Consider the following 21973-nt stretch of genomic DNA (forward strand, 5'->3'; position numbering starts at 1 on the left):
CGAGGGAATCCAGTTGCGCCGCGCCGTCTGTCCGGGGTCGTTCGACCCCATCACCAACGGTCACCTCGACATCATCGGCCGGGCTTCCCGGCTCTACGACGTGGTCCACGTCGCCGTGATGATCAACCAGTCCAAGCAGGGGCTGTTCACCGTCGAGGAGCGGATCGAGCTGATCCGCGAGGCCACCGCCGGTTACGGGAACATCGAGGTCGAGTCCTTCCACGGGCTCCTCGTCGACTTCTGCAAGCAGCGCGAGATCCCCGCCATCGTCAAGGGCCTGCGCGCCGTCAGCGACTTCGACTACGAGCTGCAGATGGCCCAGATGAACATGGGGCTCTCGGGCGTCGAGACGCTCTTCGTCCCGACCAACCCCACCTACAGCTTCCTGTCCTCCTCCCTGGTCAAGGAAGTGGCCGCCTGGGGCGGCGACGTCGCCCACCTGCTGCCCGCGCACGTGCACGCGGCGCTGATGGCGCGGCTCGCCGACCGCTGAGCGGGCGGAGGGCGTTGCCGCCTCCCGGCCCGGTGGCCTTAAAGTCGTCCCGTCCGTCTCGGGAACCGCCCGAGGCCGAGAGAGTGCGAGCCCCCATGGACGTGCAGAAGAAGCTCGACGAGATCGTCGCGGCCGTCGGCAGCGCCCGCTCCATGCCCATGTCGGCCTCGTGCGTGATCAACCGCGCCGAGCTGCTCGCCCTCCTCGAAGAGGTGCGCGGGGCCCTGCCGGGCTCGCTCGCCCAGGCACAGGAGCTCATCGGCGGCCGGGAGCAGATGGTCGAGGAGGCCCGCCGCGAGGCGGACCGGATCATCGAGTCGGCGCACGCCCAGCGCGGTTCGCTGATCTCCGACACCGAGGTCGCGCGCCGCTCGCAGGACGAGGCGGACCGGATCCTGGACGGGGCCCGCCGCGAGGCCGAGGAGATCCGGGCCGAGGCCGACGACTACGTCGACAGCAAGCTCGCGAACTTCGAGGTCGTGCTCACCAAGACCATCGGCTCGGTGGACCGGGGCCGCGAGAAGCTCCTGGGCCGCGGGCCCGGACTCGACGAGCAGGGCTACCCCGACGCGGAGGCGCCCGAGCGCAGCCACGACCCGGAGACCCAGCGCCAGCAGGCGGACGCGTACGTGGACAGCAAGCTGGCCACCTTCGAGGCGGTGCTCTCCAAGACCCTGGAGGCCGTCGGCCGGGGCCGCCAGAAGCTGCTCGGCCGGGTGGCCACCGACGACCTCGGCGCGCACATGGCCGCCCAGGACGCGGCCGGGATCCAGCAGTCGCGCTCGGCCAGCGACGCGGACTTCCTGGCGGGTCTGGCCGAACCGCAGGCACCGCTGATCCCCGCGCAGTCGCAGTCGCAGGTCCACGCCCAGCCGCAGGCGGAGCCGGCGTACGACGCGTACGCCTATCAGCAGTCCGTCCAGCAGCCCGTCCACCAGGACGCCTACGGCTACCAGGACCCCTACGCCAACTACCAGCAGGTCCAGCAGCCCGACCCGTACGCGGTCTCCTACGAGCAGCAGCCCGACCCGTACGGCGGCTACCAGCAGCCGCAGCAGGGCACGCAGGACCAGCAGGCGGCGCTCGACGAGACCAGCTTCTTCGACACGAGCATGATCAACCTCGATCAGCTGCGCCAGTACGAGCAGGGCCGCTGACCACTCGCTCCGGGCTGGATTGGGCTCAGAGCGAAGCGGCGGGTATCCTGGCTCTTCGGTCGCGCGTATGCACCGCGATCCATGCTGCCCTTGAGTGGCGGAAATCTTGATCTTCAGCAGTCTCCAGTGATTTTGTGAAAGCAGGAACGGCCCTGAATACCCGCCTCGACCACCACAACCCCCTCGTGTTCGACACGCACGAGCTGGGTCGGCGTCCTGGTGCCATGCTGCGGCTGTCCCGTGAGATCGCGGCACCGGCGGACCTCGGTCTCGCCGGCGTCATCGGAGTGCCGGAAGGCAGTCGGCTGAACCTCAAGCTCCGCCTGGAGTCGGTCATGGAAGGGGTGCTTGTCACAGGCACCGCCCGTGGATCGGCCACCGGGGAGTGCGTAAGGTGTCTGGAGGCCGTCGAGCGAGAGCTCAAGGCGGAGTTCCAGGAGATGTTCTCGTACCCTGACGCCGACGACCGGAACCGCTCGAAGGCGGAGCCGGCCGACGACGCCGAGGACGACGAGGACACGCTCTTCATCGAGGACGGCTTGTTCGACCTCGAATCCGTGCTGCGCGACGTGGTGGTGCTCGCACTGCCGCTGCAGCCGGTGTGCCGGGAGGACTGTCTCGGACTGTGCCCCGATTGCGGGCTCAGCCTGAACGACGACCCGGACCACCACCATGACGCCGTCGACATCCGTTGGGCGGCATTGCAGGGACTCGTCACCGATCAGGGCGTCGAGAAGGACAATATGAGCGGCACTGCCTCCGACGGAGTTCAGAGCGCCGCCGAGAAGCAGGAGAAGTAGCCGTGGCTGTTCCGAAGCGGAAGATGTCGCGCAGCAACACGCGCCACCGCCGGTCGCAGTGGAAGGCTGCGGTCCCCACCCTGGTTTCGTGTGAGCGTTGCCAGGAGCCGAAGCTCCAGCACATTGCGTGCCCGAGCTGCGGCACCTACAACAAGCGTCAGGTCCTCGAGGTCTGAGCGGCTGGTGAGAGGCGCAATGTCTGAGCTGTCCAACGCTGAGAAGCAGGCAGACAGTAAGAACGCGGCCTCGTCCCACACGCTTCTGGAAGGGCGGCTCGGGTACCACCTCGAGTCCGCCCTTCTGGTGCGTGCGCTGACCCACCGTTCGTACGCGTACGAGAACGGCGGTCTGCCCACCAACGAGCGGCTGGAGTTCCTTGGGGACTCCGTGCTGGGCCTGGTGGTCACGGACACGCTGTACACGACCCATCCGGACCTGCCGGAAGGCCAGCTGGCCAAACTGCGGGCTGCGGTAGTCAACTCACGCGCACTTGCGGAGGTCGGGCGCGGCCTCGACCTCGGTTCCTTCGTCCGGCTCGGCCGCGGCGAAGAGGGCACGGGTGGCCGGGACAAGGCATCCATCCTCGCCGACACCCTTGAAGCGGTGATCGGCGCCGTCTACCTCGATCAGGGCCTCGACGCGGCCTCGGAGCTGGTTCACCGGCTCTTCGACCCGCTCATCGAGAAGTCCTCGAACCTCGGTGCCGGCCTGGACTGGAAGACCAGTCTCCAGGAACTCACGGCAGCCGAAGGTCTTGGCGTCCCGGAATACCTGGTCTCCGAGACAGGTCCGGACCACGAGAAGACCTTCACCGCTGCTGCCCGCGTCGGTGGTGTCTCGTACGGCACCGGCACCGGCCGCAGCAAGAAGGAAGCCGAACAGCAGGCGGCGGAGTCCGCCTGGCGCGGTATCAGTACCGCGGCGGACGAGCGGATCGCGGCCCCGGCCGTGGCCGCTGCCACCCCGGTTCCGGCGAAGGCCCCCGTTTCGGCTCCGGCCGGGACCGGAGCCGAAGCCGTGGCCGAGGCGGAGGCCGACGGGGCGCCGACGCCCGTCGACCCGGCGCCCGGAGCCTGACGCTTCCTTCCGGATTTTCCCCGCCCGCCCTCGCACCGCGAGGGCGGGCGGACCCGTTTCCGGGCCCTGCGGGGAGGCCGGTACGCTCGCCGTGAGCGTCTCCCACCGCACCCTTCCGGAGGAACCCCGTGCCCGAGCTGCCCGAAGTCGAAGTGGTGCGGCGCGGCCTGGAGCGCTGGGTGGCCGGGCGGACGATCGGGGCCGTCGAGGTGCTGCACCCGCGCGCCGTACGCCGGCACCCGGGCGGCGGCGCCGACTTCGCGGCACGGCTCGAGGGCGCCACCTTCGGGGCGGCCCGGCGCCGGGGCAAGTACCTGTGGCTGCCGCTGGAGGAGCAGGAGCTGTCCGTACTCGGCCACCTGGGGATGAGCGGGCAGCTGCTCGTGCAGCCCGAGGACGCGCCCGACGAGAAGCACCTGCGCATCCGGCTGCGCTTCCGGGACGCGGCCGGGACCGAGCTGCGCTTCGTGGACCAGCGGACCTTCGGCGGGCTGTCGCTGCACGGGACCGTCGCCGACAGCCCGGACGGACTGCCCGACGTCATCGCGCACATCGCGCGGGACCCGCTGGACCCCCTCTTCGACGAGGAGGCCTACCACCGGGCGCTGCGCGCCAAGCGCACCACGGTGAAGCGGGCGCTGCTGGACCAGTCGCTGATCAGCGGGGTCGGCAACATCTACGCGGACGAGGCGCTGTGGCGCGCCAAACTGCACTACGAGCGCCCGACGGCCGCGCTCACGCGCCCCCGGAGCGCCGAGCTCCTCGGCCATGCCCGGGACGTCATGAACGAGGCCCTCGCCGTCGGCGGCACCAGCTTCGACAGCCTCTACGTGAACGTCAACGGCGAATCCGGCTACTTCGACCGGTCCCTCGACGCCTACGGGCGCGAGGACGAGCCCTGCCGCCGCTGCGGCACCCCGATGCGGCGCAGGCCCTGGATGAACCGGTCCAGCTACTTCTGCCCGCGCTGTCAGCGCCTGCCGCGCGTCGCGTCGTAGGCGGAGCGGGAGGAGAGCACCGTCGGCATGCTGCCTTCCAGCAGGCCGATGAGCGCGTCCACGCGTTCCGCGATCTCGGCGCCGAGCGGGGTCAGCTCGTAGTCGACCCGGGGAGGGTTGGTCGGCTGTGCCTCGCGGTGGACGAGGCCGTCGCGTTCCAGCGCTTGCAGGGTCTGGGAGAGCATCTTCTCGCTGATGCCGTCCACCCGGCGGCGCAGCTCGTTGAAGCGGCACGGGCCCCTGCGCAGGGCGCCCACCGTGAGGCTGCCCCAGCGACCCGTGACGTGCTCGAGCGTCTCGCGGGACGGGCACTCACGAGCGAAGACATCGAATGATTGATCGGCGGTGCCTTCGTCCCCGGCCTCGCCGCAGGCTGCAGTCTGCATGGTTTCAGCCTACTACTAGGTAGCGCCAGCCATTCTGCTTGCGCTTTCCAAAAGTTAGTGGTTGTCTCTTTCTCGTCACACCACGCCGCACAACACCGTGACCCACCACGGTGTTCTCCGAGGGAGCCCGTCTTGTCCGGTATTGCATACACCCCTGTTGTCTCGATCGCCTACCACTCCGGCTACGGCCACACCGCTGTCATCGCCGAGGCCGTCCGTGCGGGTGCCATCGACGCCGGTGCCACGGTTCACCTGATCAAGGTCGACGAGATCGACGACGCGCAGTGGGAGCTTCTGACCGCGTCCGACGCGATCGTCTTCGGCGCCCCCACCTACATGGGCAGCGCCTCCGGCGCCTTCCACGTCTTCGCGGAAGCCACCTCCAAGATCTGGTTCACGGCCGGCTGGCAGGACAAGGTCGCCGCGGGCTTCACCAACTCCGGCTCCAAGTCGGGCGACAAGGGCAACACCCTCGACTTCTTCCAGACGCTGGCCTCGCAGCACGGCATGAGCTGGGTCAACCTGGGTCTGAAGCCGGGCTGGAACTCCAGCACCGCTTCCGAGAACGACCTCAACCGCCTCGGCTTCTTCGACGGTGCCGCCGCCCAGTCCAACAGCGACCAGGGTGCCGAGCACGTCCACAAGGCCGACATCGCGACCGCCGAGCACCTCGGCCGCCGCGTCACCGAGCAGACCCGCGTGCTCCTCGCGGGCCGCGCCGCCCTGGCCTCCGCCTCCGCCTGAGACGGCGCGCCCGGAGAGCGGGCGGGACACGCGGGGCACGGCCGCGCGGCGCAAGCCGCGCTCGGCCGTGCCCCGCGGGCGTTCAGGGGTCCGGACCGGGATCCGAAGCCGGGTACGAGAAGCCGGGTACTAGAAGCCGAAGTCCTGCGTCCACCACGGACCGCCGGAGGCGTTGTGCATGCCGACGCCCAGGGTGCGGAACTCGCAGTTGAGGATGTTCGCCTTGTGGCCCGGGCTGTTCATCCAGGCCTTCATGACCGCCTGCGCGTCCCCCTGGCCGCGGGCGATGTTCTCGCCGCCCATCCCGGAGATCCCGGCCTTGGTGGCCCGGTCCCACGGGCTGTTGCCGTCGGGGTCCGTGTGGTCGAAGAAGCCCCGGACGGCCATGTCCTTGCTGAAGGCTCCGGCCAGCGCCGCCAGCGGCGGGTTCGCCCGGACCGGGACGCAGCCCGCCTGGGCGCGCTCCTGGTTCACCAGGGTGAGTACGGCGGCTTCCTCGGCGGAGTGCCCGGTATCGGCCGGCGGGGCCGCCGGCCGATACCGGGCACTCCGCCGAGGAAGCCGCCGTACTCACCAGGGCGACCACCGAGAGCTGCAGGGGGTGGGTCGTGGGCAGCGTCAGATGTGTATAAGGGACGGCCTCGAAGCCCCCGTCGACCCCGCCTCCGGCACCCTCTCGGTGGGCGTGCCCGGCGCCGACACCCTCGTCCGGATCCTCGACGAGGGCGGGGCCGAGGTGCCCTTCGGGGAGACCGGCGAGATCGCCGTGCGCGGCCCCCAGGTGGTCCCCGGCTACTGGGGCCTGCCGGCCGACACCGCCAGGGCCTTCCCGGACGGCGAACTGCGCACCGGGGACGTCGGGTTCATGGACGCGGACGGCTGGCTCTACGTCGTCGACCGCAAGAAGGACATGATCTGCGCGTCCGGGTTCAAGGTCTGGCCGCGCGAGGTCGAGGACGTGCTCTACACCCACCCCGCCGTGCGCGAGGCGGCCGTCGTCGGCGTCCCGGACCCCTACCGGGGGGAGAGCGTGAAGGCCTACGTCAGCCTGCGCCCCGGGACCGCGGCCGACCCGGCGGAACTGTCCGCGTACTGCGCCGCGCGCATCGCCGCGTACAAATACCCGCGCCAGGTGGAGATCCTGCCTGTCCTTCCGAAGACGACCAGTGGCAAGATCCTGCGACGGGAACTGCGCGACCGGGGCTGAAAACGGCCGGACGGCCGCGCGGAGCCGAACAGGCGACCGCCGGACGAGGGATCTAGGAAAGGAAGGCGAGCGCCATGGCCGCCAAGACCACGACGGAGCCCGTCGCCGCGCACGAGGCTCCGGTGCCACAGCGCCTGCTGGCCGTCGCGACCAGGCTGTTCGCCGAGCGCGGCTACGACAGGACCTCGGTCCAGGAGATCGTCGAGGCCGCCGGGGTGACCAAGGGCGCGCTCTACCACTACTTCGGCTCCAAGGACGACCTGCTGCACGAGGTGTACGCGCGCATGCTGCGCCTGCAGCAGCAGCGGCTCGACGCGGTGGCCGGATCCGACGCGCCCGTCGAGGAGCGGCTGCGCGCCGCGGCCGCCGACGTGGTGGTCACCACCATCGAGAACCTCGACGACGCGGCGATCTTCTTCCGGTCGATGCATCAGCTGAGCCCCGAGAAGTTCAAGCAGGTCCGGGCGGAGCGCCGGCGCTACCACGAGCGGTTCCGGGCGCTCGTCGAGGAGGGCCAGCGCACCGGGGTCTTCTCCACCGCGACCCCGGCGGACCTGGTGGTGGACTACCACTTCGGCTCCGTCCACCACCTGTCCACCTGGTACCGCGAGGACGGCCCGCTCACCCCCCAGCAGGTCGCCGACCACCTCGCGGACCTGCTGCTGCGCGCACTGCGCCCGTAGCGGCCGCCGCTCACACCGACGCGGTCGCGAGCGCCGGGTAGGCGTTGTACCCCTCCGCCCCCCGTACGTGCATCAGGAACTCGGGGCGGAGCTCGTTGAGGGGGGCGTCCGCGCGCAGCCGTGCCACGAAGTCGGGGTTGGTGAGGAAGCCCCGGCCCAACGAGACCAGGGCTGCCAGGAGCACCGGGTCGAGAGGTCCTGAGCCGCGCCCGATCCGCGCCCGATCCGCGCCTCAGCCCAGCGGGGCCACCTCGCGGCCCCAGGTCTCCTTGGCCACCACGGCGAAGGAGATGTACCAGGCGACGCCCGCCGTGAAGAGGCCGAGGAAGCCGCCGGTGTGGCCGAGCGCCGTGCTCTGCGCGAGGTCGCCGAGCGCCAGGAAGAGGAAGGTCAGCGCCAGCGAGACGAAGAGCACCCGGTGCGCGACGTCCAGCTTCATCGCGGCGATCGACATGTACGCGGTGAAGATGAACCAGGCCACGAGGAACCAGCCGGTCGCCACGTGGGCCTGGTCGGCGGGCAGCGTCGGGACGACGAACTTCACGTAGGCCGCGAAGGACATCCAGAACGCGCCGTACGAGACGAACGCCGTGGTCCCGAAGGTGTTGCCGCGGCGGAACTCCAGTACACCCGCGACGAACTGCGCGAGGCCGCCGTAGAACAGCGCCAGCGGCAGCACGACGGCGCTCAGCGCGGCGTTCGAGATCAGGCCCGAGTTGAACAGGCTGAGCACGAAGGTGGTGAGCGCGAACGCCGCGAGCCCGAGCGGGCCGGGATTGGCGACCTTGACCGCCGGAGCCGCGGACGCGGTTGCGGGGGCGACGACGGCCGGGGCCGGCGGCGCCGGGGTCAGGGTGGAGCTGGGCATGACGGTGTCCGCTTTCAGTTTGGGTGGATATCGAATATATCGGACCTTTCTTATGGTCTGGACCACTCAGGCATCCGTGCAGGTCAGCGGTACTGCTTGAGCTCCCGGTGCGCGAGCGAGCGCTGGTGCACCTCGTCCGGACCGTCCGCCAGCCGCAGCGTCCGCGCCGCCGCCCACAGCTCGGCGAGGGGGAAGTCCTGGCTCACCCCGCCCGCGCCGTGCAGCTGGACCGCGTCGTCCAGGATGCGCAGGACCGCCCGCGGGGTCGCGATCTTGATGGCCTGGATCTCGGTGTGGGCCCCCCGGTTCCCGACCGTGTCCATCAGCCAGGCCGTCTTCAGCACCAGCAGCCGCAGCTGCTCCACCGTGACCCGGGCGTCCGCGATCCAGTTCTGCACGACGCCCTGCGCGGCCAGCTCCTTGCCGAAGGCGCTGCGCCCGATCGCACGCCGGCACATCAGCTCGATGGCCCGCTCCGCCATGCCGATGAGCCGCATGCAGTGGTGGATCCGGCCCGGCCCGAGGCGGGCCTGGGCGATGGCGAAGCCGCCGCCCTCCTCGCCGATCAGGTTCGCCGCCGGGACCCGGGCCCCGTCGAAGACGACCTCGGCGTGCCCGCCGTGGTCGTGGTCCTCGTACCCGTACACCGTCATCGCACGCCGGACCTCGACGCCCGGGGTGTCGCGCGGGACCAGCACCATGGACTGCTGGCGGCGCGGGTCGGCCCCGTCCGGGTCCGTCTTGCCCATGACGATGAAGATCTTGCAGTCCGGGTTCATGGCGCCGGAGATGAACCACTTGCGGCCGGTCAGGACGTACTCCCCGCCGTCCGCCGAGCGCTCGATCCGCGTCTCGATGTTCGTCGCGTCCGAGGAGGCCACCTCGGGCTCGGTCATCGCGAAGGCCGACCGGATCTCCCCGGCCAGCAGCGGCTCCAGCCACTGCTTCTGCTGCTCCTCGGTCCCGAACTGCGCGAGCAGCTCCATGTTCCCCGTGTCCGGGGCGGCGCAGTTCGTGGCCATCGGCGCCAGGTGCGGGCTGCGGCCGGTGATCTCGGCGAGCGGGGCGTACTGGAGGTTGGTCAGCCCGGCGCCGTGACCGCCGCCGGGACCGCCGTGCGCGCCGACCGCGCCGACCGCGTCGGCCGGGCCGTGCCGGTCGACGAAGAAGAGGTTCCACAGGCCCTGACGGCGCGCCTCGGCCTTCAGTTCACCGAACACGGCCGGGGTGTCCCAGGGCGAGGCCAGCCGCGCGCGCTGCCCGGCGGCGACGGGTTCCGCCGGGTAGACGTACTCCTCCATGAACGCGAGCAGCCGCGTGCGCAGTTCCTCGGTCCGGGCGTCGAATGCGAAATCCATGGTGGCTCCTCAGCCTTCCTGGAGGGTGGTCAGACCGTGCTCGATGAAGACCGGGACCAGCTCGCCGATCCGGTCGAAGCCCGCGCCGACGGTCTGCCCGAGCGTGAAGCGGTAGTGGATGCCTTCGAGGATCACCGCGAGCTTGAACCAGGCGAAGGCCGTGTACCAGGCGACCTGTGCGGCGTCCCGGCCCGAGCGGGCCGCGTACCGCTCGATCAGCTCGGCGGGCGCCGGATGGCCGGGAGCGCCGCTGGTCGTGCTCACCGGGGAGTCCGTCAGGCCCAGGTCGGAGCTGTACATCACGAGCAGCCCGAGGTCGGTCAGCGGATCGCCGAGCGTGGACATCTCCCAGTCCAGCACCGCCAGGATCGCGTCCGTGCCGGACGGGCCGGTGCCGGATGGGGCAGTGCCGATCAGCACGTTGTCGAGCCGGAAGTCCCCGTGCACCACGGTCGGCGCGGGGGAGTCGGGCAGGGACCGGCCCAGGGCACCGTGCAGTTCGTCGATCCCGGCGAGCTCGCGGCCCCGCGAGGCCGCGAGTTGCTTGCCCCACCGGCGCAGCTGCCGGTCCAGGAAGCCCTCCGGCCGGCCGAAGTCGCCCAGGCCGACCGAGTCCGGGTCCACCGCGTGCAGGTCGACCAGGGTGTCCACGAGGCCCAGTACGGCCCGCCGGGTCCGCTCGGGGCCGAGCGCGGCCAACTGGCCGGCCGTGCGGAAGGGCACCCCGTCCACGTACTCCATCACGTAGAACGGCGCGCCCAGCACCGCCTCGTCCTCGCACAGGAGCAGCGGCTCGGGCACCGGCACCGCCGTGCCGTGCAGGGCGGCGATGACCCGGTGCTCGCGCCGCATGTCGTGCGCCGTGGCCAGTACGTGCCCCAGCGGCGGCCGGCGCACCACCCAGCGGGAGCTCCCGTCACCGACCTCGTACGTGAGGTTCGAGCGGCCGCCTTCGATCAGCCGGCCGGTGAGCGGCCCGGCCGCGAGTCCCGGCCGCACCCGGTCGAGATGACCGCGCAGCCGCTCCAGATCGAGGCCTCGCGGGCCGGCCGGGACCGGGTCTGGGGCTGAGGTCATGGTGCGCGCCTCCGTGCGGGGTTGACGACGACGGAACGGACGCGACCCATCATGCCGACCAGTCGGTATGCCGTCCAGTGGTCGGAGGAAAGGAGTGCGGGCCGGGAGCCCCTGCCCGCCGCCCTCAGGCGTGGCAGAGGATCGGCGTCCCGCCGTTCATCACCGTCATGTCCCGCAGCACCGCCAGGATGTCCAGCGGGACCCCCTCGGGCTCCCCGGCCAGCTCCGCGTACGCCCGGTGCAGGTTCGCCACCAGCCGCTCGCTCTCCCGCCACGCCGCGAACTCGCCGAGATCGACCTGCCGGGCCGCCTCCAGCGGGGTAAGCCCTTTCGCCCTGCCCTCCCGGGCCAGCTCGGCGACGTGGCGCAGATAGCGCTCGGTGGCCTCGTAGGCGGAGGCGTCCGTCAGTGGCCCGTGTCCCGGTACGACGGTCTCGGCGCCCAGCGAGCGCAGCAGCTCCAGCGCCCGCAGCGATCCGGCCAGGGAGCCCATCGCCAGGAACGGCGTGCCCTCCGCGAAGACCAGGTCCCCGGTGAAGACGATCCGCTGCCGGGGCAGCCACACGATCGAGTCGCCCGTGGTGTGCGCGACCCCGGGGTGGATGACCTGCACCTCGGTCTCCCCGACGTACAGCGTCATCCGGTCGCTGTACGTCAGATCGGGCGCGGTGATGCCCATCGCGCCGAAGTCGGTCGCCGGCCAGATCAGCTCCAGCTGGTGCCCTGCGGCGAGCTGCTCGGAGCGCGCGTTGTCGTGCGCCAGGATCAGCGCCTCGGGGGCGAACGCGCCGTTCCCGTAGGTGTGGTCCCCGTGGTGGTGCGTGTTGACCACCGTGCGGGGGAGCGGCGCCCCGGCGGCCAGCACGGCCGCGCGCAGGGCCAGCGCCCGCCGCTCGGTGGCGGCCGTGTCCACGAGCAGGGTCCGGCCGCCGCCGGTGACGAAGCCGGCGTTGTTCAGGCACCATCCGCCGTCGGGCTGTACGTAGGCGTACACCCCGTCCGCGGGCTGGACCACGTACGGCTCTTGTGCGGGCATCCGCGCTCTCCCCGGGTCGCTGTGACGGGCTTTCGGCATCCTGCCAGTCACGGCGGCGCGGGGGGAGGGCGGTTCGGCCGCGGATCGGCCCGTTCGGCTGCCGTCAGTCGCCGTCAGCCGCCGTCAAGGGCTGTCAACGGCCCTCGACGGACTCAGTGGTCGTCGTAGTGGCCGTCGTGCGCCGCGTGCCGGTGTCCGTCGTGCAGGTAGTCGACGTGGTCGCCGTGCGGGACCGAATCGTGCCCGCAGTCCGTGCCGTGCGCGTGCGCGTGGGCCTCGTGGGTGGTGTGCGCCGCCGGCTCGCATTCGTCCCAGTGCCCGGAGTGCTCGCGGTGCAGATGGCCGTCATGGGCGTAGTCGACGTGGTCGCCGTGTTCGACCGCGGCGTGGCCGCAGGCGGGACCGTGGGCGTGCGCGTGCTCGGCCGCCGGGTGCTCTTGGTGCAGGGTCGTCATGGCGCCGAGGCTAGTGCGGATCGACCTGGATGACCCGTTGTGTCCCCATGTATGCCGGGGTGGCGCGGAAAGGCTGACCATCAGCTGGTCGGCTCAGACGATGACCGCCATCGCGAAGACGGCCAGGGCCACCGTGCAGGCCGTCGCCGCCAGGGCCGCACGCGGTGTCAGCCCGGCCGGCCGGGCCGCCGCCAGCTCCCGCATCCGCCGGTGCGCCACCCACTGGAACGCCAGCCAGACCAGCGCGATCACCGCGATCCCGGCGACCTCCACCGGGGAGCCGGTGCCGTGCAGCGCCTGGCGCAGCGCCAGTACGGCCGTCACCGCGCACGAAAGCGTCGTACGCCGCCACGCGAGCCGGGTCCGCTCCGGCTGCAGCCCCGCGTCACGGAGCTCTTCACGGCCGACGCCACCACCACGGGCGCCGCTGCCGTCGCTGTCGCCGCCCTTGCCGCCGCCGTCGCTGTCGGCGCCGACACCGCCGCCCGCTCCCTGCGAACTCACCGCCCCGTCGTCCAGCCCAGCAGCACGACCACCACCATCGCCACCGCGACCAGCCCCACGCCCAGGCTCAGCACCACCGGGAACCGGGACAGCGGCAGGTCCTCGCCTCGCCGCATCGCCCGCTCGCAGCGCACCCAGTGGTTCACCGCGCGCAGCGCGCAGGCCGCGCCCACCGCGAGCAGCGCGAAGGCCATCCCGACCCGCACCGCCCACCGCAGGTCGGGCAGGAACTGGTCCACGGCGAAACCGCCGCCGACCAGGGCCAGCGCGGTCCGGATCCAGGCCAGGAAGGTCCGTTCGTTGGCCAGCGAGAAGCGGTAGTCGGGGGTTTCGCCCTCGTCCCGCAGCCGCGCCGGTGCGAACCACAGCCGTACGTCCTTGACGAAGTCGATCACCCGCCCAATCTACTGGCGGCCGGCCCGGAACTCCCGCAGCCGCCGGTAGGCCTCCAGGCCGTCGGGCACCCAGGGCCAGGAGCCGTCCGCGACCCGCCGCTCCAGCTCCTCCTGCGGGAGCCACGCGTGCCAGGCCACCTCCGAGGCCTGCGGCCGGACCGGGAGTTCGCAGCGGACCTCGTGCACGAAGGACCACCAGGCCCCGCCCGGACCCTCGTACAGGAATTTGAACAGCGGCTCGGGCGCCGCCAGCCCCGCCACCCCCAGCTCCTCCTCCGCCTCCCGCAGGGCGGCCTGCGCGTAGCTCTCGCCGGCGCCCACCACCCCGCCCACGAACATGTCGTAGTGCGCCGGGAAGACCAGCTTCGACGCCGTCCGCCGGTGGGTGAAGATCCGCCCCTGCCTGTCCCCGGCCAGCACGAACACGCACCGGTGGACGAGCCCGGCCGCGTACACCTCGCCGCGCGGCGCCCGCCCCGTCACCCGGTCGTCCCGGTCCACCACGTCCAGTACCTCGTCGGCCGCGCTCACGTCTTGGTGCCTCCGCTCCTGTTGACTGGTTACCGCTCCGTAGCAAAGGATCGCCTCCACCACCGACGGAGGACGGGTTTCGCATGACGTACGACGCAGACGTGATCGTGATCGGGGCCGGGCTCGCGGGCCTCGTGGCCACCGCCGAGCTCGTCGACGCCGGCCGCAAGGTCATCCTGCTCGACCAGGAGCCCGAACGGTCCATCGGCGGCCAGGCCCACTGGTCCTTCGGCGGCCTGTTCTTCGTCGACTCGCCGGAGCAGCGCCGCATGCGGATCAAGGACACCCGCGAGCTGGCCCTCCAGGACTGGGCCGGCACGGCGGGCTTCGACCGCGAGGAGGACGCCTGGCCGCGCCGCTGGGCCGAGGCCTACGTGGACTTCGCGGCCGGCGAGAAGCGCCCCTGGCTGCACGCCCAGGGCGTCCGCTTCTTCCCCGTCGTGGGCTGGGCCGAGCGCGGCGGCTACGACGCGAACGGCCACGGCAACTCCGTCCCCCGCTTCCACATCACCTGGGGCACCGGCCCCGGCCTGGTGGAGCCCTTCGAGCGCCGGGTGCGGGCCGGGGCGGCCCGCGGGCTGGTCCAGCTGAAGTTCCGCCACCGGGTCACCGGGCTCTCCCGCACGGCGGGCGCGCTCGACACCGTGACCGGCGAGGTGCTGGCCCCCTCCGACGCCGTACGGGGCACCGCGAGCGGCCGCGAGGCCACCGGCGAGTTCTCCCTGCGGGCCCAGGCCGTGATCGTGACCAGCGGCGGCATCGGCGGCAACCACGACCTCGTGCGCAAGCAGTGGCCGGCCCGGCTCGGCACCCCGCCGGAGCGGATGCTCTCCGGGGTCCCGGCGCACGTGGACGGCCTGATGCTGGGCATCGCGGAGGGGGCGGGCGCGAGCCACATCAACAAGGACCGGATGTGGCACTACACCGAGGGCATCGAGAACTGGAACCCGATCTGGGCCAGGCACGGCATCCGCATCTTGCCGGGCCCCTCCTCGCTCTGGCTCGACGCCACCGGCAAGCGGCTGCCCGTACCGCTCTTCCCGGGGTTCGACACGCTCGGCACCCTCGACCACATCATGAAGACCGGCCACGACCACACCTGGTTCGTCCTCAGCCAGCGCATCATCGGCAAGGAGTTCGGGCTCTCCGGCTCCGAGCAGAACCCCGACCTGACGGGCAAGTCCGTCCGGGGCGTCATCGAGCGGGCGCGTCAGGCCGTGCCCGGCCCGGTGCGGGCCTTCATGGACAACGGCGTCGACTTCGTGGTCGAGAAGGACCTGGCCTCGCTCGTGCGCGGCATGAACGCGGTCACGAAGGAAGGGCTGCTGGACGAGGAGACGGTCCGCCGGGAGGTCGTCGCCCGCGACCGGGAGATCGCCAACCCCTTCACCAAGGACCTCCAGGTCATGTCGATCCACGGGGCGCGCAAGTACCTCGGCGACAAGCTGATCCGCACCGCCGCCCCGCACCGGATCCTGGACCCGGCGGCGGGCCCGCTGGTGGCCGTCAGGCTCTCGATCCTGACCCGCAAATCCCTCGGCGGCCTGGAGACCGACCTCTCCTCCCGGGTGCTGACCGACACGGGCGAACCCTTGCCGGGCCTCTACGCGGCGGGCGAGGCGGCCGGCTTCGGCGGCGGCGGCGTCCACGGCTACCGGGCCCTGGAGGGCACCTTCCTCGGCGGCTGCATCTTCTCGGGCCGCGCGGCGGGCCGCGCCGCGGCCGCGGCCATCGGCTAGGGCGGGATCCGGCCAGCGGACGCGCGGGCCGCCCTCCCGCCCGGCGGCCCCGAGCACGCCGCGCCCGCGGCCCGGAAAGCCCGTACGCCCGGGCGGGGCCCCGCCCGCGGCCGCGGCCCGGCGGGGCCGCTCAGTGCCGCCCCACCCCGCACCGCGAGCGGGAAATTGGCTGACGCACGCCTTCGCCGATCTCCGCGGGGCCCCCACCGGGGGCCCCGCCGCGAAGCGGAAGTACCGTCTCAACTCGGCAGCTTTCCACACCAGTTGAAACGCGCCAGCCAGTGGACTGGACCTTGACTCGGAGCTGTGCGTACCGCTTTGCTGTGCGTGATCATCCGGCAACACCGCCCGACCGCCCGCGCCTTGGAGGGATTCCGCGGATGTCTCCGCCTCCGCCGCCCCTCGGCCGCGCCCGCAAGCGGGACGCCCAGCTCTTCGACCCCGCCCTCTGTGACCTGGAACTCGTCGACGTCCGCTCCCAGTTCACCCAGGGCCGCTGGGCCAAGGCGCGCTCCCTGCTGGTCGCCACCGGCGACGACTGGGACCGCCGCGGCCACCGGCTCGTCGTGCTCGCCGAGACTCCCGCGGCCACCGCCTGGGCCCGCGAATGGCTCCTCGCCGAACCGGAGAGCGCCGACGCCGTCACCCTCCTCGCCTGCGCGGCCGTCTTCACCGCACTGCGCCGCAAGGGCACCCCGGAAGCCGCCGAGGAAGCCTGCCGCCGGGCCGCCGCCCTCTTCCCGGCCGACCCCACCCCCTGGCTCGGCCTGCTGCTCCTGACCCGCGCCCTCGGCACCGAGGAGGAGTTCAGCCGCCACTTCGACCAGGTCCGGGCCCGCCACCGGGAACACCACCACGCCCACCACCTGATGGTCTCCCGGCTGGCCGAGCGGGCCCCCGCCTCCGGCCACGACCCGCTCCACGAGGTCTACGACTTCGCCGCCTGGGCCGCCGAGGAGTCCCCGGCCGACTCCCCGCTGGCCGTGCTCCCCGTCATCGCCCACGCCGAGCGCTACCGGGTCCTCGCCGCAGCGCACGGCCACAGCGTCCAGGCCGTGACCGAGCACTGGTCCGGGCGCCGCGCCCGCCAGGTGCTGCGCTCCGCCTTCGACTGGTGGCTGGAGTGGGAGCGCGAGGACCACCCCCGCAACCGTGTGGACCTCAACTTCCTCGCCCACGCCAAACTCTCCGAAGGCCGCCCCGCCGAGGCCGCGGCCCTCTTCCAGCGCATCGGCAGCCACGCCACCCGCGCCCCGTGGTCCTACCCGGACCTCGACCCGCACAAGGCCTTCCTCGCCGCGCGCAGCGCCGCGCTCGGCACCGCCTGACCCCCGCTCCCCGCACAGTCCCCGCACGGGAGGGACTCCCGAGGGAACCTTCTGCCCTCCCACCACGTTTCCGCTTCGTGCACAGTGACATCTTGGTGACAGGGTGTGGCGATCTCGGGACTGGGGCTACGATGACCGGCACAAGGACGGACGGCGCAAGGATGCCATCCTCTGGGGCGGGGCCCGGCACACAGGCCGGTGCCAGGAGCCGGGGAGGCCCCATGCCGGGGCGAGGAGGACAGGGCATGGTGCAGAAGGCCAAGATCCTCCTGGTCGACGACCGGCCGGAGAATCTGCTCGCGCTGGAGGCCATCCTCTCGGCGCTCGATCAGACACTGGTCCGGGCGTCGTCGGGGGAGGAAGCGCTCAAGGCGCTGCTGACGGACGATTTCGCGGTCATTCTGCTGGACGTGCAGATGCCGGGCATGGACGGCTTCGAGACGGCCGCGCACATCAAGCGGCGGGAGCGGACCCGGGACATCCCGATCATCTTCCTCACCGCGATCAACCACGGTCCGCACCACACCTTCCGCGGGTACGCGGCGGGCGCGGTGGACTACATCTCCAAGCCCTTCGACCCGTGGGTGCTGCGGGCCAAGGTGTCCGTCTTCGTGGAGCTGTACACGAAGAACTGCCAACTGCGCGAGCAGGCGGCGCTGCTGCGGCTCCAGTTGGAGGGCGGCAGTTCCAACGGCGCCTCGGACGGCTCCAAGGAGACGGCGGGCCTGCTGGCCGAGCTCTCGGCGCGGCTCGCCGCGGTGGAGGAGCAGGCGGAGGCGCTGACCAAGCAGCTCGGCGAGGAAGCGGCCGATCCGGCCGTGGTGGCGACCGCGGCGCACCTGGAGCGCAAGCTCACCGGACTGCGCCGGGCGCTCGACGCGCTGGAGCCCGGGACCGGGGGAGCGTCCCCGGTGCTGCCCGCGCAGGGCTGAGGCTCCTCGGGGCCCGCCGACGGACCTGCCAGTGGTCCTGCCGGAGGGCCTGCTTGGCGGTCCGTCAGGTCTGGCGGAGCGTCAAGGGCGGGCCCGGGCGCGGGACGTTCCCGGCGGCGTCCGGGAACGACACGAACGGGTGAAGGGGTGGGCACGCGTGTCCACCGGGGCGCGCACCGGTAACCTCGGGCCCATGGCCTCAAGTACGTCCGGCAAGGGTTCCCAGAGCACGGCGGGCACCGCGAAGGGCCGCACCGGCCGTACGACGGCGCCGGCGAAGAAGGCTGCCCCCGCCCGCAAGCCGCCCGCGAAGAAAGCCGCTCCCGCCAAACGTGCCCCGGTCAAGAAGGCCGCGTCGAAGCCGGCGCCGTCTCCCACCGGGGGCGTGCTGCGGCTGGTGGGCGCCATCTGGCTCGGCATCGCGCACGCCGTCGGCGCGGTGTTCCGGGGTGTCGGCCGGGGCGCGAAGAACCTGGACCCCGCCCACCGCAAGGACGGCCTCGCGCTGCTGCTCCTCGCGCTCGCGCTGATCGTCGCCGCCGGGACCTGGTCGAATCTGAGCGGGCCCGTCGGGGACCTGGTCACCATGCTGGTCACGGGCGCCTTCGGGCGGCTCGACCTGCTCGTGCCCGTCCTGCTCGGCGTCATGGCGGTACGTTTCATCCGCCACCCCGAACAGGCCGACGCCAACGGCCGGATCGGCATCGGGCTCTCCGCGCTCGTCATCGGAGTCCTGGGCCTCGTGCACATCGCCTGCGGAGCCCCCGGGCGGGACGAGGGCACCACCGCCATGCAGAACGCGGGCGGGCTGATCGGCTGGGGCGCTTCGAAGCCGCTGATCTTCACCATGGGCGCGCCGCTGGCCGTGCCGATGCTGGTGCTGCTCACGGTCTTCGGCCTGCTGGTGGTCACCGCCACTCCCGTCAACGCGATCCCGCAGCGGCTGCGCGGCGCGGGGATCCGGCTGGGGATCATCGCGCCGAACGAGTACGACGAGGGGTACGGGGAGCAGGCCGAGGGCACGGACCGGCACGACGCCGAGCAGTGGCGGGCCCGTTCCGGCGAGGGCCTGCCCGAAGGGTCCCCGGACGCGGCCGAGGAGGAGGCGCTCGCCCGGCGGCGCCGTCCCCGGCGGTCGGCCGCCCGGCCGGCCATGGACCGCGAGATGGACGCGGTCGACGTGGCGGCGGCGGCCGCGGCGGCGCTGGACGGGGTGGTCTACGGCGGGATGCCGCCCTCCCCGCTGGTCGCGGACCTCACGCACGGCATCTCCGTGGAGAGCGAGGGCGTGGAGATCACCGCTCCGGTGCCGTCCGCCCGCGAGGAGAAGCGGGACGACAAGCGGGCCGGCGAGCGGGACGGCGAGCGGGACGACAAGCGGGCCGGCGAGCGGGCCGGGACGGGCGCCGAGGCGGGTGCGGGCAAGCCCGGCGCGGCCGCGGCCCCGCCGCACGACACCACGGCGGCGGCCTCCGGGACGCTGTCCGTCCCCGACCTGACCAAGGCCCCGCCCGAGACCCAGGCGCTGCCGCCCCGCGCCGAGCAGCTCCAGCTGCGCGGGGACATCACGTACTCCCTGCCCTCGCTGGACCTGCTGGAGCGAGGGGGGCCCGGCAAGACCCGCAGCGCCGCGAACGACGCGGTGGTCGCCTCGCTGTCGAACGTGTTCATGGAGTTCAAGGTCGACGCGAAGGTCACCGGCTTCACCCGGGGTCCGACGGTCACCCGCTACGAGGTCGAGCTGGGGCCGGCGGTGAAGGTGGAGCGGATCACGGCGCTGGCGAAGAACATCGCCTACGCCGTGGCCTCGCCGGACGTGCGCATCATCAGCCCGATCCCGGGCAAGTCGGCGGTCGGCATCGAGATCCCGAACACCGACCGCGAGATGGTCAACCTCGGGGACGTGCTCCGGCTGGCGGACGCGGCCGAGGACGACCATCCGATGCTGGTGGCGCTCGGCAAGGACGTCGAGGGCGGCTACGTCATGGCCAACCTGGCGAAGATGCCGCACGTGCTGGTCGCCGGGGCCACCGGCTCCGGCAAGTCCTCCTGCATCAACTGCCTGATCACCTCGGTGATGGTGCGGGCGACCCCGGACGACGTCCGGATGGTGCTGGTCGACCCCAAGCGGGTGGAGCTGACGGCGTACGAGGGCATTCCGCACCTGATCACGCCGATCATCACCAACCCCAAGCGGGCCGCCGAGGCGCTCCAGTGGGTCGTGCGCGAGATGGACCTGCGCTACGACGACCTGGCGGCGTTCGGGTACCGGCACATCGACGACTTCAACAAGGCGATCCGCGACGGCAAGATCAAACTGCCGCCGGGCAGCGAGCGGGAGCTCAGCCCGTATCCGTACCTGCTGGTGATCGTCGACGAGCTCGCCGACCTGATGATGGTGGCCCCGCGCGACGTGGAGGACTCGATCGTCCGTATCACCCAGCTGGCCCGCGCGGCCGGCATCCACCTGGTGCTCGCCACGCAGCGGCCCTCGGTGGACGTGGTGACCGGTCTGATCAAGGCGAACGTGCCCTCGCGGCTCGCCTTCGCCACCTCCTCCCTCGCCGACAGCCGGGTCATCCTCGACCAGCCGGGCGCCGAGAAGCTGATCGGCAAGGGCGACGGGCTGTTCCTGCCGATGGGCGCGAACAAGCCGGTCCGCCTCCAGGGCGCCTTCGTCACCGAGGACGAGATCGCCCGGATCGTGCAGCACTGCAAGGACCAGATGGCGCCCGTCTTCCGCAACGACGTCACGGTCGGGCAGAAGCAGAGGAAGGAGATCGACGAGGAGATCGGCGACGACCTGGACCTGCTGTGCCAGGCGGCGGAGCTGGTCGTCTCGACGCAGTTCGGGTCCACCTCGATGCTCCAGCGCAAGCTGCGGGTCGGGTTCGCGAAGGCCGGGCGGCTGATGGACCTGATGGAGTCGCGGGGGATCGTCGGGCCGAGCGAGGGGTCGAAGGCGCGCGACGTGCTGCTGAAGGCCGACGAGCTGGACGGAGTGCTCGCGGTCATCCGGGGGGAGACTCCCGAGTAGGGGCGGGCCGTGGAACGGATCGGGGGGCGGCCGTTTCTCCCGGGGCCGCGTCCAGTTGAGGGAGGTGGCGGCGCGTTCCGGGCCGCCGCACCGGGCGGGAGCCCCGTAGCCATTCGTATGGCGTAGGAAGGCCCCCCTCCGGTTGCCCCACCCTTTCGTCACCCCCCTAGACTGGGAATCCAGCAGGTGGCTACACGCTCGAAAGGCGCCCTCGTGTCCATCGGCAACTCCAACTCCCCCGAAGAAGAGCAGCCTTCGACCGACGACCGGTCCGAGGACCGCATCGTCGAGCGTTCCGTCGAAGAGCCGTCGATCGGGACGGCCCTCAAGAAGGCCCGGATCGCCGCCGGGCTGACCGTCGACGAGGTCAGTTCCACCACCCGCGTGCGCATTCCGATCGTGCACGCGATCGAATCCGACGATTTCACGCGCTGCGGCGGCGATGTCTATGCCCGCGGCCACATCCGTACGCTCGCCCGCGCCGTGGGCCTCGATCCGGCACCCCTGATCGAGAGCTACGACGCGGCCCACGGCGGCCGGCCGGCACCCACCCCCGCCGCGCCGATGTTCGAAGCCGAGCGGATCCGCCCCGAGAGGCAGCGGCCCAACTGGACCGCCGCCATGGTCGCCGCCATCGTCGCCGTGATCGGCTTCGTCGGCTTCAGCGCCTTCGGTGGCGGCGACGACAAGGACAAGCGGCCGGTGGCGGAAGGTTCCGCCGCCCCGAAGCCCGCGCCCACGCCGAATGCCGGGAAGCCCTCGGTCCAGGCGCCGCAGGCACCTCAGGCCCCCAAGCCGGAGCCCTCCGACAGCGCCATCGCGGCCGCGCCCAAGGACCTCGTCACGGTCGTCCTGACGGCCAACGACGGCGAGAGCTGGATCTCGGCCAAGGACCACAGCGGCCGGCTCCTCTTCGACGGCACGCTCGCGCAGGGCGAGTCGAAGACGTTCACGGACAAGGAGTCCATCGACCTCGTACTCGGTGACGCCGGGGTCGTGAAGCTCTTCGTGAACGGCAAGGAGATCAAGGACGAATTCCAGCCCGGACAGGTGGAACGTCTCACATACACCAAGGACGACCCCCGCCAGGGACAGGCCCAGGCGGGCTGACCAGCAAGGAATAAGAAGTTCCGGATCCCCGGGGTGCCGCGCCGCACCCCGGGGATCT

Annotated in this window: 24 protein-coding genes and 1 pseudogene; 14 read left to right on the forward strand and 11 right to left on the reverse strand. The window is 72.0% G+C overall.

Annotated elements, in window-relative coordinates; translation table 11 throughout:
* Nucleotides 1-13 precede the first annotated feature (13 nt).
* The 6 genes from coaD (at nt 14) to mutM (ending at nt 4525) form a co-directional block, all read left to right on the forward strand.
* Nucleotides 14-493, forward strand: coding sequence for a pantetheine-phosphate adenylyltransferase (gene coaD / locus DRB96_RS33170; protein WP_204358091.1), 480 nt, complete (start codon nt 14-16; stop codon nt 491-493).
* Between the two features lie 95 nt (nt 494-588).
* Nucleotides 589-1650, forward strand: coding sequence for a cell division initiation protein (locus DRB96_RS33175; protein WP_112451778.1), 1062 nt, complete (start codon nt 589-591; stop codon nt 1648-1650).
* Nucleotides 1651-1802: 152 nt separating this feature from the next.
* On the forward strand, nt 1803-2450 hold the full coding sequence (locus DRB96_RS33180) for a DUF177 domain-containing protein (RefSeq protein WP_239516891.1): 648 nt from the start codon (nt 1803-1805) through the stop codon (nt 2448-2450).
* A gap of 2 nt (nt 2451-2452) precedes the next feature.
* Nucleotides 2453-2626 carry a 50S ribosomal protein L32 gene (gene rpmF / locus DRB96_RS33185; RefSeq protein ID WP_003965982.1) on the forward strand — a complete coding sequence of 58 codons (174 nt, stop codon included), beginning with the start codon at nt 2453-2455 and terminating at the stop codon, nt 2624-2626.
* A 19-nt stretch (nt 2627-2645) separates the two neighbouring features.
* Nucleotides 2646-3527 carry a ribonuclease III gene (rnc, locus tag DRB96_RS33190; protein ID WP_112451780.1) on the forward strand — a complete coding sequence of 294 codons (882 nt, stop codon included), beginning with the start codon at nt 2646-2648 and terminating at the stop codon, nt 3525-3527.
* Nucleotides 3528-3655: 128 nt separating this feature from the next.
* On the forward strand, nt 3656-4525 hold the full coding sequence (gene mutM, locus DRB96_RS33195; RefSeq protein ID WP_112451781.1) for a bifunctional DNA-formamidopyrimidine glycosylase/DNA-(apurinic or apyrimidinic site) lyase: 870 nt from the start codon (nt 3656-3658) through the stop codon (nt 4523-4525).
* Here the strand turns inward: mutM and DRB96_RS33200 are convergent.
* The gene (locus DRB96_RS33200; RefSeq protein ID WP_112451782.1) at nt 4498-4911 is read right to left on the reverse strand and encodes a helix-turn-helix domain-containing protein; all 414 of its coding nucleotides are present in this window, start codon (nt 4909-4911) and stop codon (nt 4498-4500) included. The genes mutM and DRB96_RS33200 overlap by 28 nt on opposite strands.
* Before the next feature lie 132 nt (nt 4912-5043).
* On the opposite strand from DRB96_RS33200, the gene DRB96_RS33205 reads away from it, so the two are divergent.
* A complete protein-coding gene (locus DRB96_RS33205; RefSeq protein ID WP_112451783.1) occupies nt 5044-5655 on the forward strand; it encodes a flavodoxin family protein in 612 nt (203 codons plus the stop codon).
* Nucleotides 5656-5784: 129 nt separating this feature from the next.
* Here the strand turns inward: DRB96_RS33205 and DRB96_RS33210 are convergent, their stop codons facing one another.
* A complete protein-coding gene (locus DRB96_RS33210; protein ID WP_239517788.1) occupies nt 5785-6129 on the reverse strand; it encodes a CAP domain-containing protein in 345 nt (114 codons plus the stop codon).
* Nucleotides 6130-6298: 169 nt separating this feature from the next.
* On the opposite strand from DRB96_RS33210, the pseudogene DRB96_RS33215 reads away from it, so the two are divergent.
* Together DRB96_RS33215 and DRB96_RS33220 are read left to right on the forward strand one after the other, a co-directional pair.
* Nucleotides 6299-6862, forward strand: a pseudogene (locus DRB96_RS33215) (AMP-binding protein); the annotation flags it as partial.
* 74 nt (nt 6863-6936) lie between these two features.
* Complete coding sequence (locus DRB96_RS33220) at nt 6937-7545, forward strand: TetR/AcrR family transcriptional regulator (RefSeq protein WP_112451785.1); 609 nt, start codon at nt 6937-6939, stop codon at nt 7543-7545.
* A 10-nt stretch (nt 7546-7555) separates the two neighbouring features.
* Here DRB96_RS33220 and DRB96_RS33225 read toward each other — a convergent pair whose 3' ends face one another.
* The 9 genes from DRB96_RS33225 to DRB96_RS33265 form a co-directional block, all read right to left on the reverse strand.
* Complete coding sequence (locus tag DRB96_RS33225; protein WP_343234643.1) at nt 7556-7729, reverse strand: hypothetical protein; 174 nt, start codon at nt 7727-7729, stop codon at nt 7556-7558.
* A gap of 48 nt (nt 7730-7777) precedes the next feature.
* Complete coding sequence (locus DRB96_RS33230) at nt 7778-8413, reverse strand: GPR1/FUN34/YaaH family transporter (RefSeq protein ID WP_112451786.1); 636 nt, start codon at nt 8411-8413, stop codon at nt 7778-7780.
* Nucleotides 8414-8496: 83 nt separating this feature from the next.
* Nucleotides 8497-9771, reverse strand: coding sequence for an acyl-CoA dehydrogenase family protein (locus DRB96_RS33235; RefSeq protein ID WP_112451787.1), 1275 nt, complete (start codon nt 9769-9771; stop codon nt 8497-8499).
* Between the two features lie 9 nt (nt 9772-9780).
* On the reverse strand, nt 9781-10848 hold the full coding sequence (locus DRB96_RS33240; protein WP_112451788.1) for a phosphotransferase family protein: 1068 nt from the start codon (nt 10846-10848) through the stop codon (nt 9781-9783).
* Nucleotides 10849-10972: 124 nt separating this feature from the next.
* Entirely contained in the window at nt 10973-11884 is a 912-nt protein-coding gene (locus DRB96_RS33245) for an MBL fold metallo-hydrolase (protein ID WP_112451789.1), read from the reverse strand.
* Between the two features lie 152 nt (nt 11885-12036).
* Nucleotides 12037-12339: a hypothetical protein gene (locus DRB96_RS33250; RefSeq protein ID WP_112451790.1), complete on the reverse strand. Its 303-nt coding sequence runs from the start codon at nt 12337-12339 to the stop codon at nt 12037-12039.
* A 93-nt stretch (nt 12340-12432) separates the two neighbouring features.
* Complete coding sequence (locus tag DRB96_RS33255; protein ID WP_112454004.1) at nt 12433-12717, reverse strand: DUF202 domain-containing protein; 285 nt, start codon at nt 12715-12717, stop codon at nt 12433-12435.
* Between the two features lie 122 nt (nt 12718-12839).
* On the reverse strand, nt 12840-13238 hold the full coding sequence (locus DRB96_RS33260; RefSeq protein WP_112451791.1) for a DUF202 domain-containing protein: 399 nt from the start codon (nt 13236-13238) through the stop codon (nt 12840-12842).
* Nucleotides 13239-13247: 9 nt separating this feature from the next.
* Nucleotides 13248-13769 carry an NUDIX domain-containing protein gene (locus tag DRB96_RS33265; protein WP_112451792.1) on the reverse strand — a complete coding sequence of 174 codons (522 nt, stop codon included), beginning with the start codon at nt 13767-13769 and terminating at the stop codon, nt 13248-13250.
* Nucleotides 13770-13852: 83 nt separating this feature from the next.
* Between DRB96_RS33265 and DRB96_RS33270 the strand changes: the two genes are divergently transcribed.
* The 5 genes from DRB96_RS33270 (at nt 13853) to DRB96_RS33290 (ending at nt 21915) form a co-directional block, all read left to right on the forward strand.
* Nucleotides 13853-15508: an FAD-binding dehydrogenase gene (locus DRB96_RS33270; RefSeq protein ID WP_112451793.1), complete on the forward strand. Its 1656-nt coding sequence runs from the start codon at nt 13853-13855 to the stop codon at nt 15506-15508.
* Between the two features lie 380 nt (nt 15509-15888).
* A complete protein-coding gene (locus DRB96_RS33275) occupies nt 15889-16836 on the forward strand; it encodes a hypothetical protein (RefSeq protein ID WP_112451794.1) in 948 nt (315 codons plus the stop codon).
* Between the two features lie 245 nt (nt 16837-17081).
* Complete coding sequence (locus DRB96_RS33280) at nt 17082-17768, forward strand: response regulator (RefSeq protein ID WP_112451795.1); 687 nt, start codon at nt 17082-17084, stop codon at nt 17766-17768.
* 193 nt (nt 17769-17961) lie between these two features.
* A complete protein-coding gene (locus DRB96_RS33285) occupies nt 17962-20805 on the forward strand; it encodes a DNA translocase FtsK (RefSeq protein ID WP_112454006.1) in 2844 nt (947 codons plus the stop codon).
* Between the two features lie 213 nt (nt 20806-21018).
* A complete protein-coding gene (locus DRB96_RS33290) occupies nt 21019-21915 on the forward strand; it encodes a helix-turn-helix domain-containing protein (RefSeq protein ID WP_112451796.1) in 897 nt (298 codons plus the stop codon).
* Nucleotides 21916-21973 lie beyond the last annotated feature (58 nt).

It is taken from the genome of Streptomyces sp. ICC1, from assembly GCF_003287935.1.
GTDB classification, from domain to species: domain Bacteria; phylum Actinomycetota; class Actinomycetes; order Streptomycetales; family Streptomycetaceae; genus Streptomyces; species Streptomyces tritrimontium.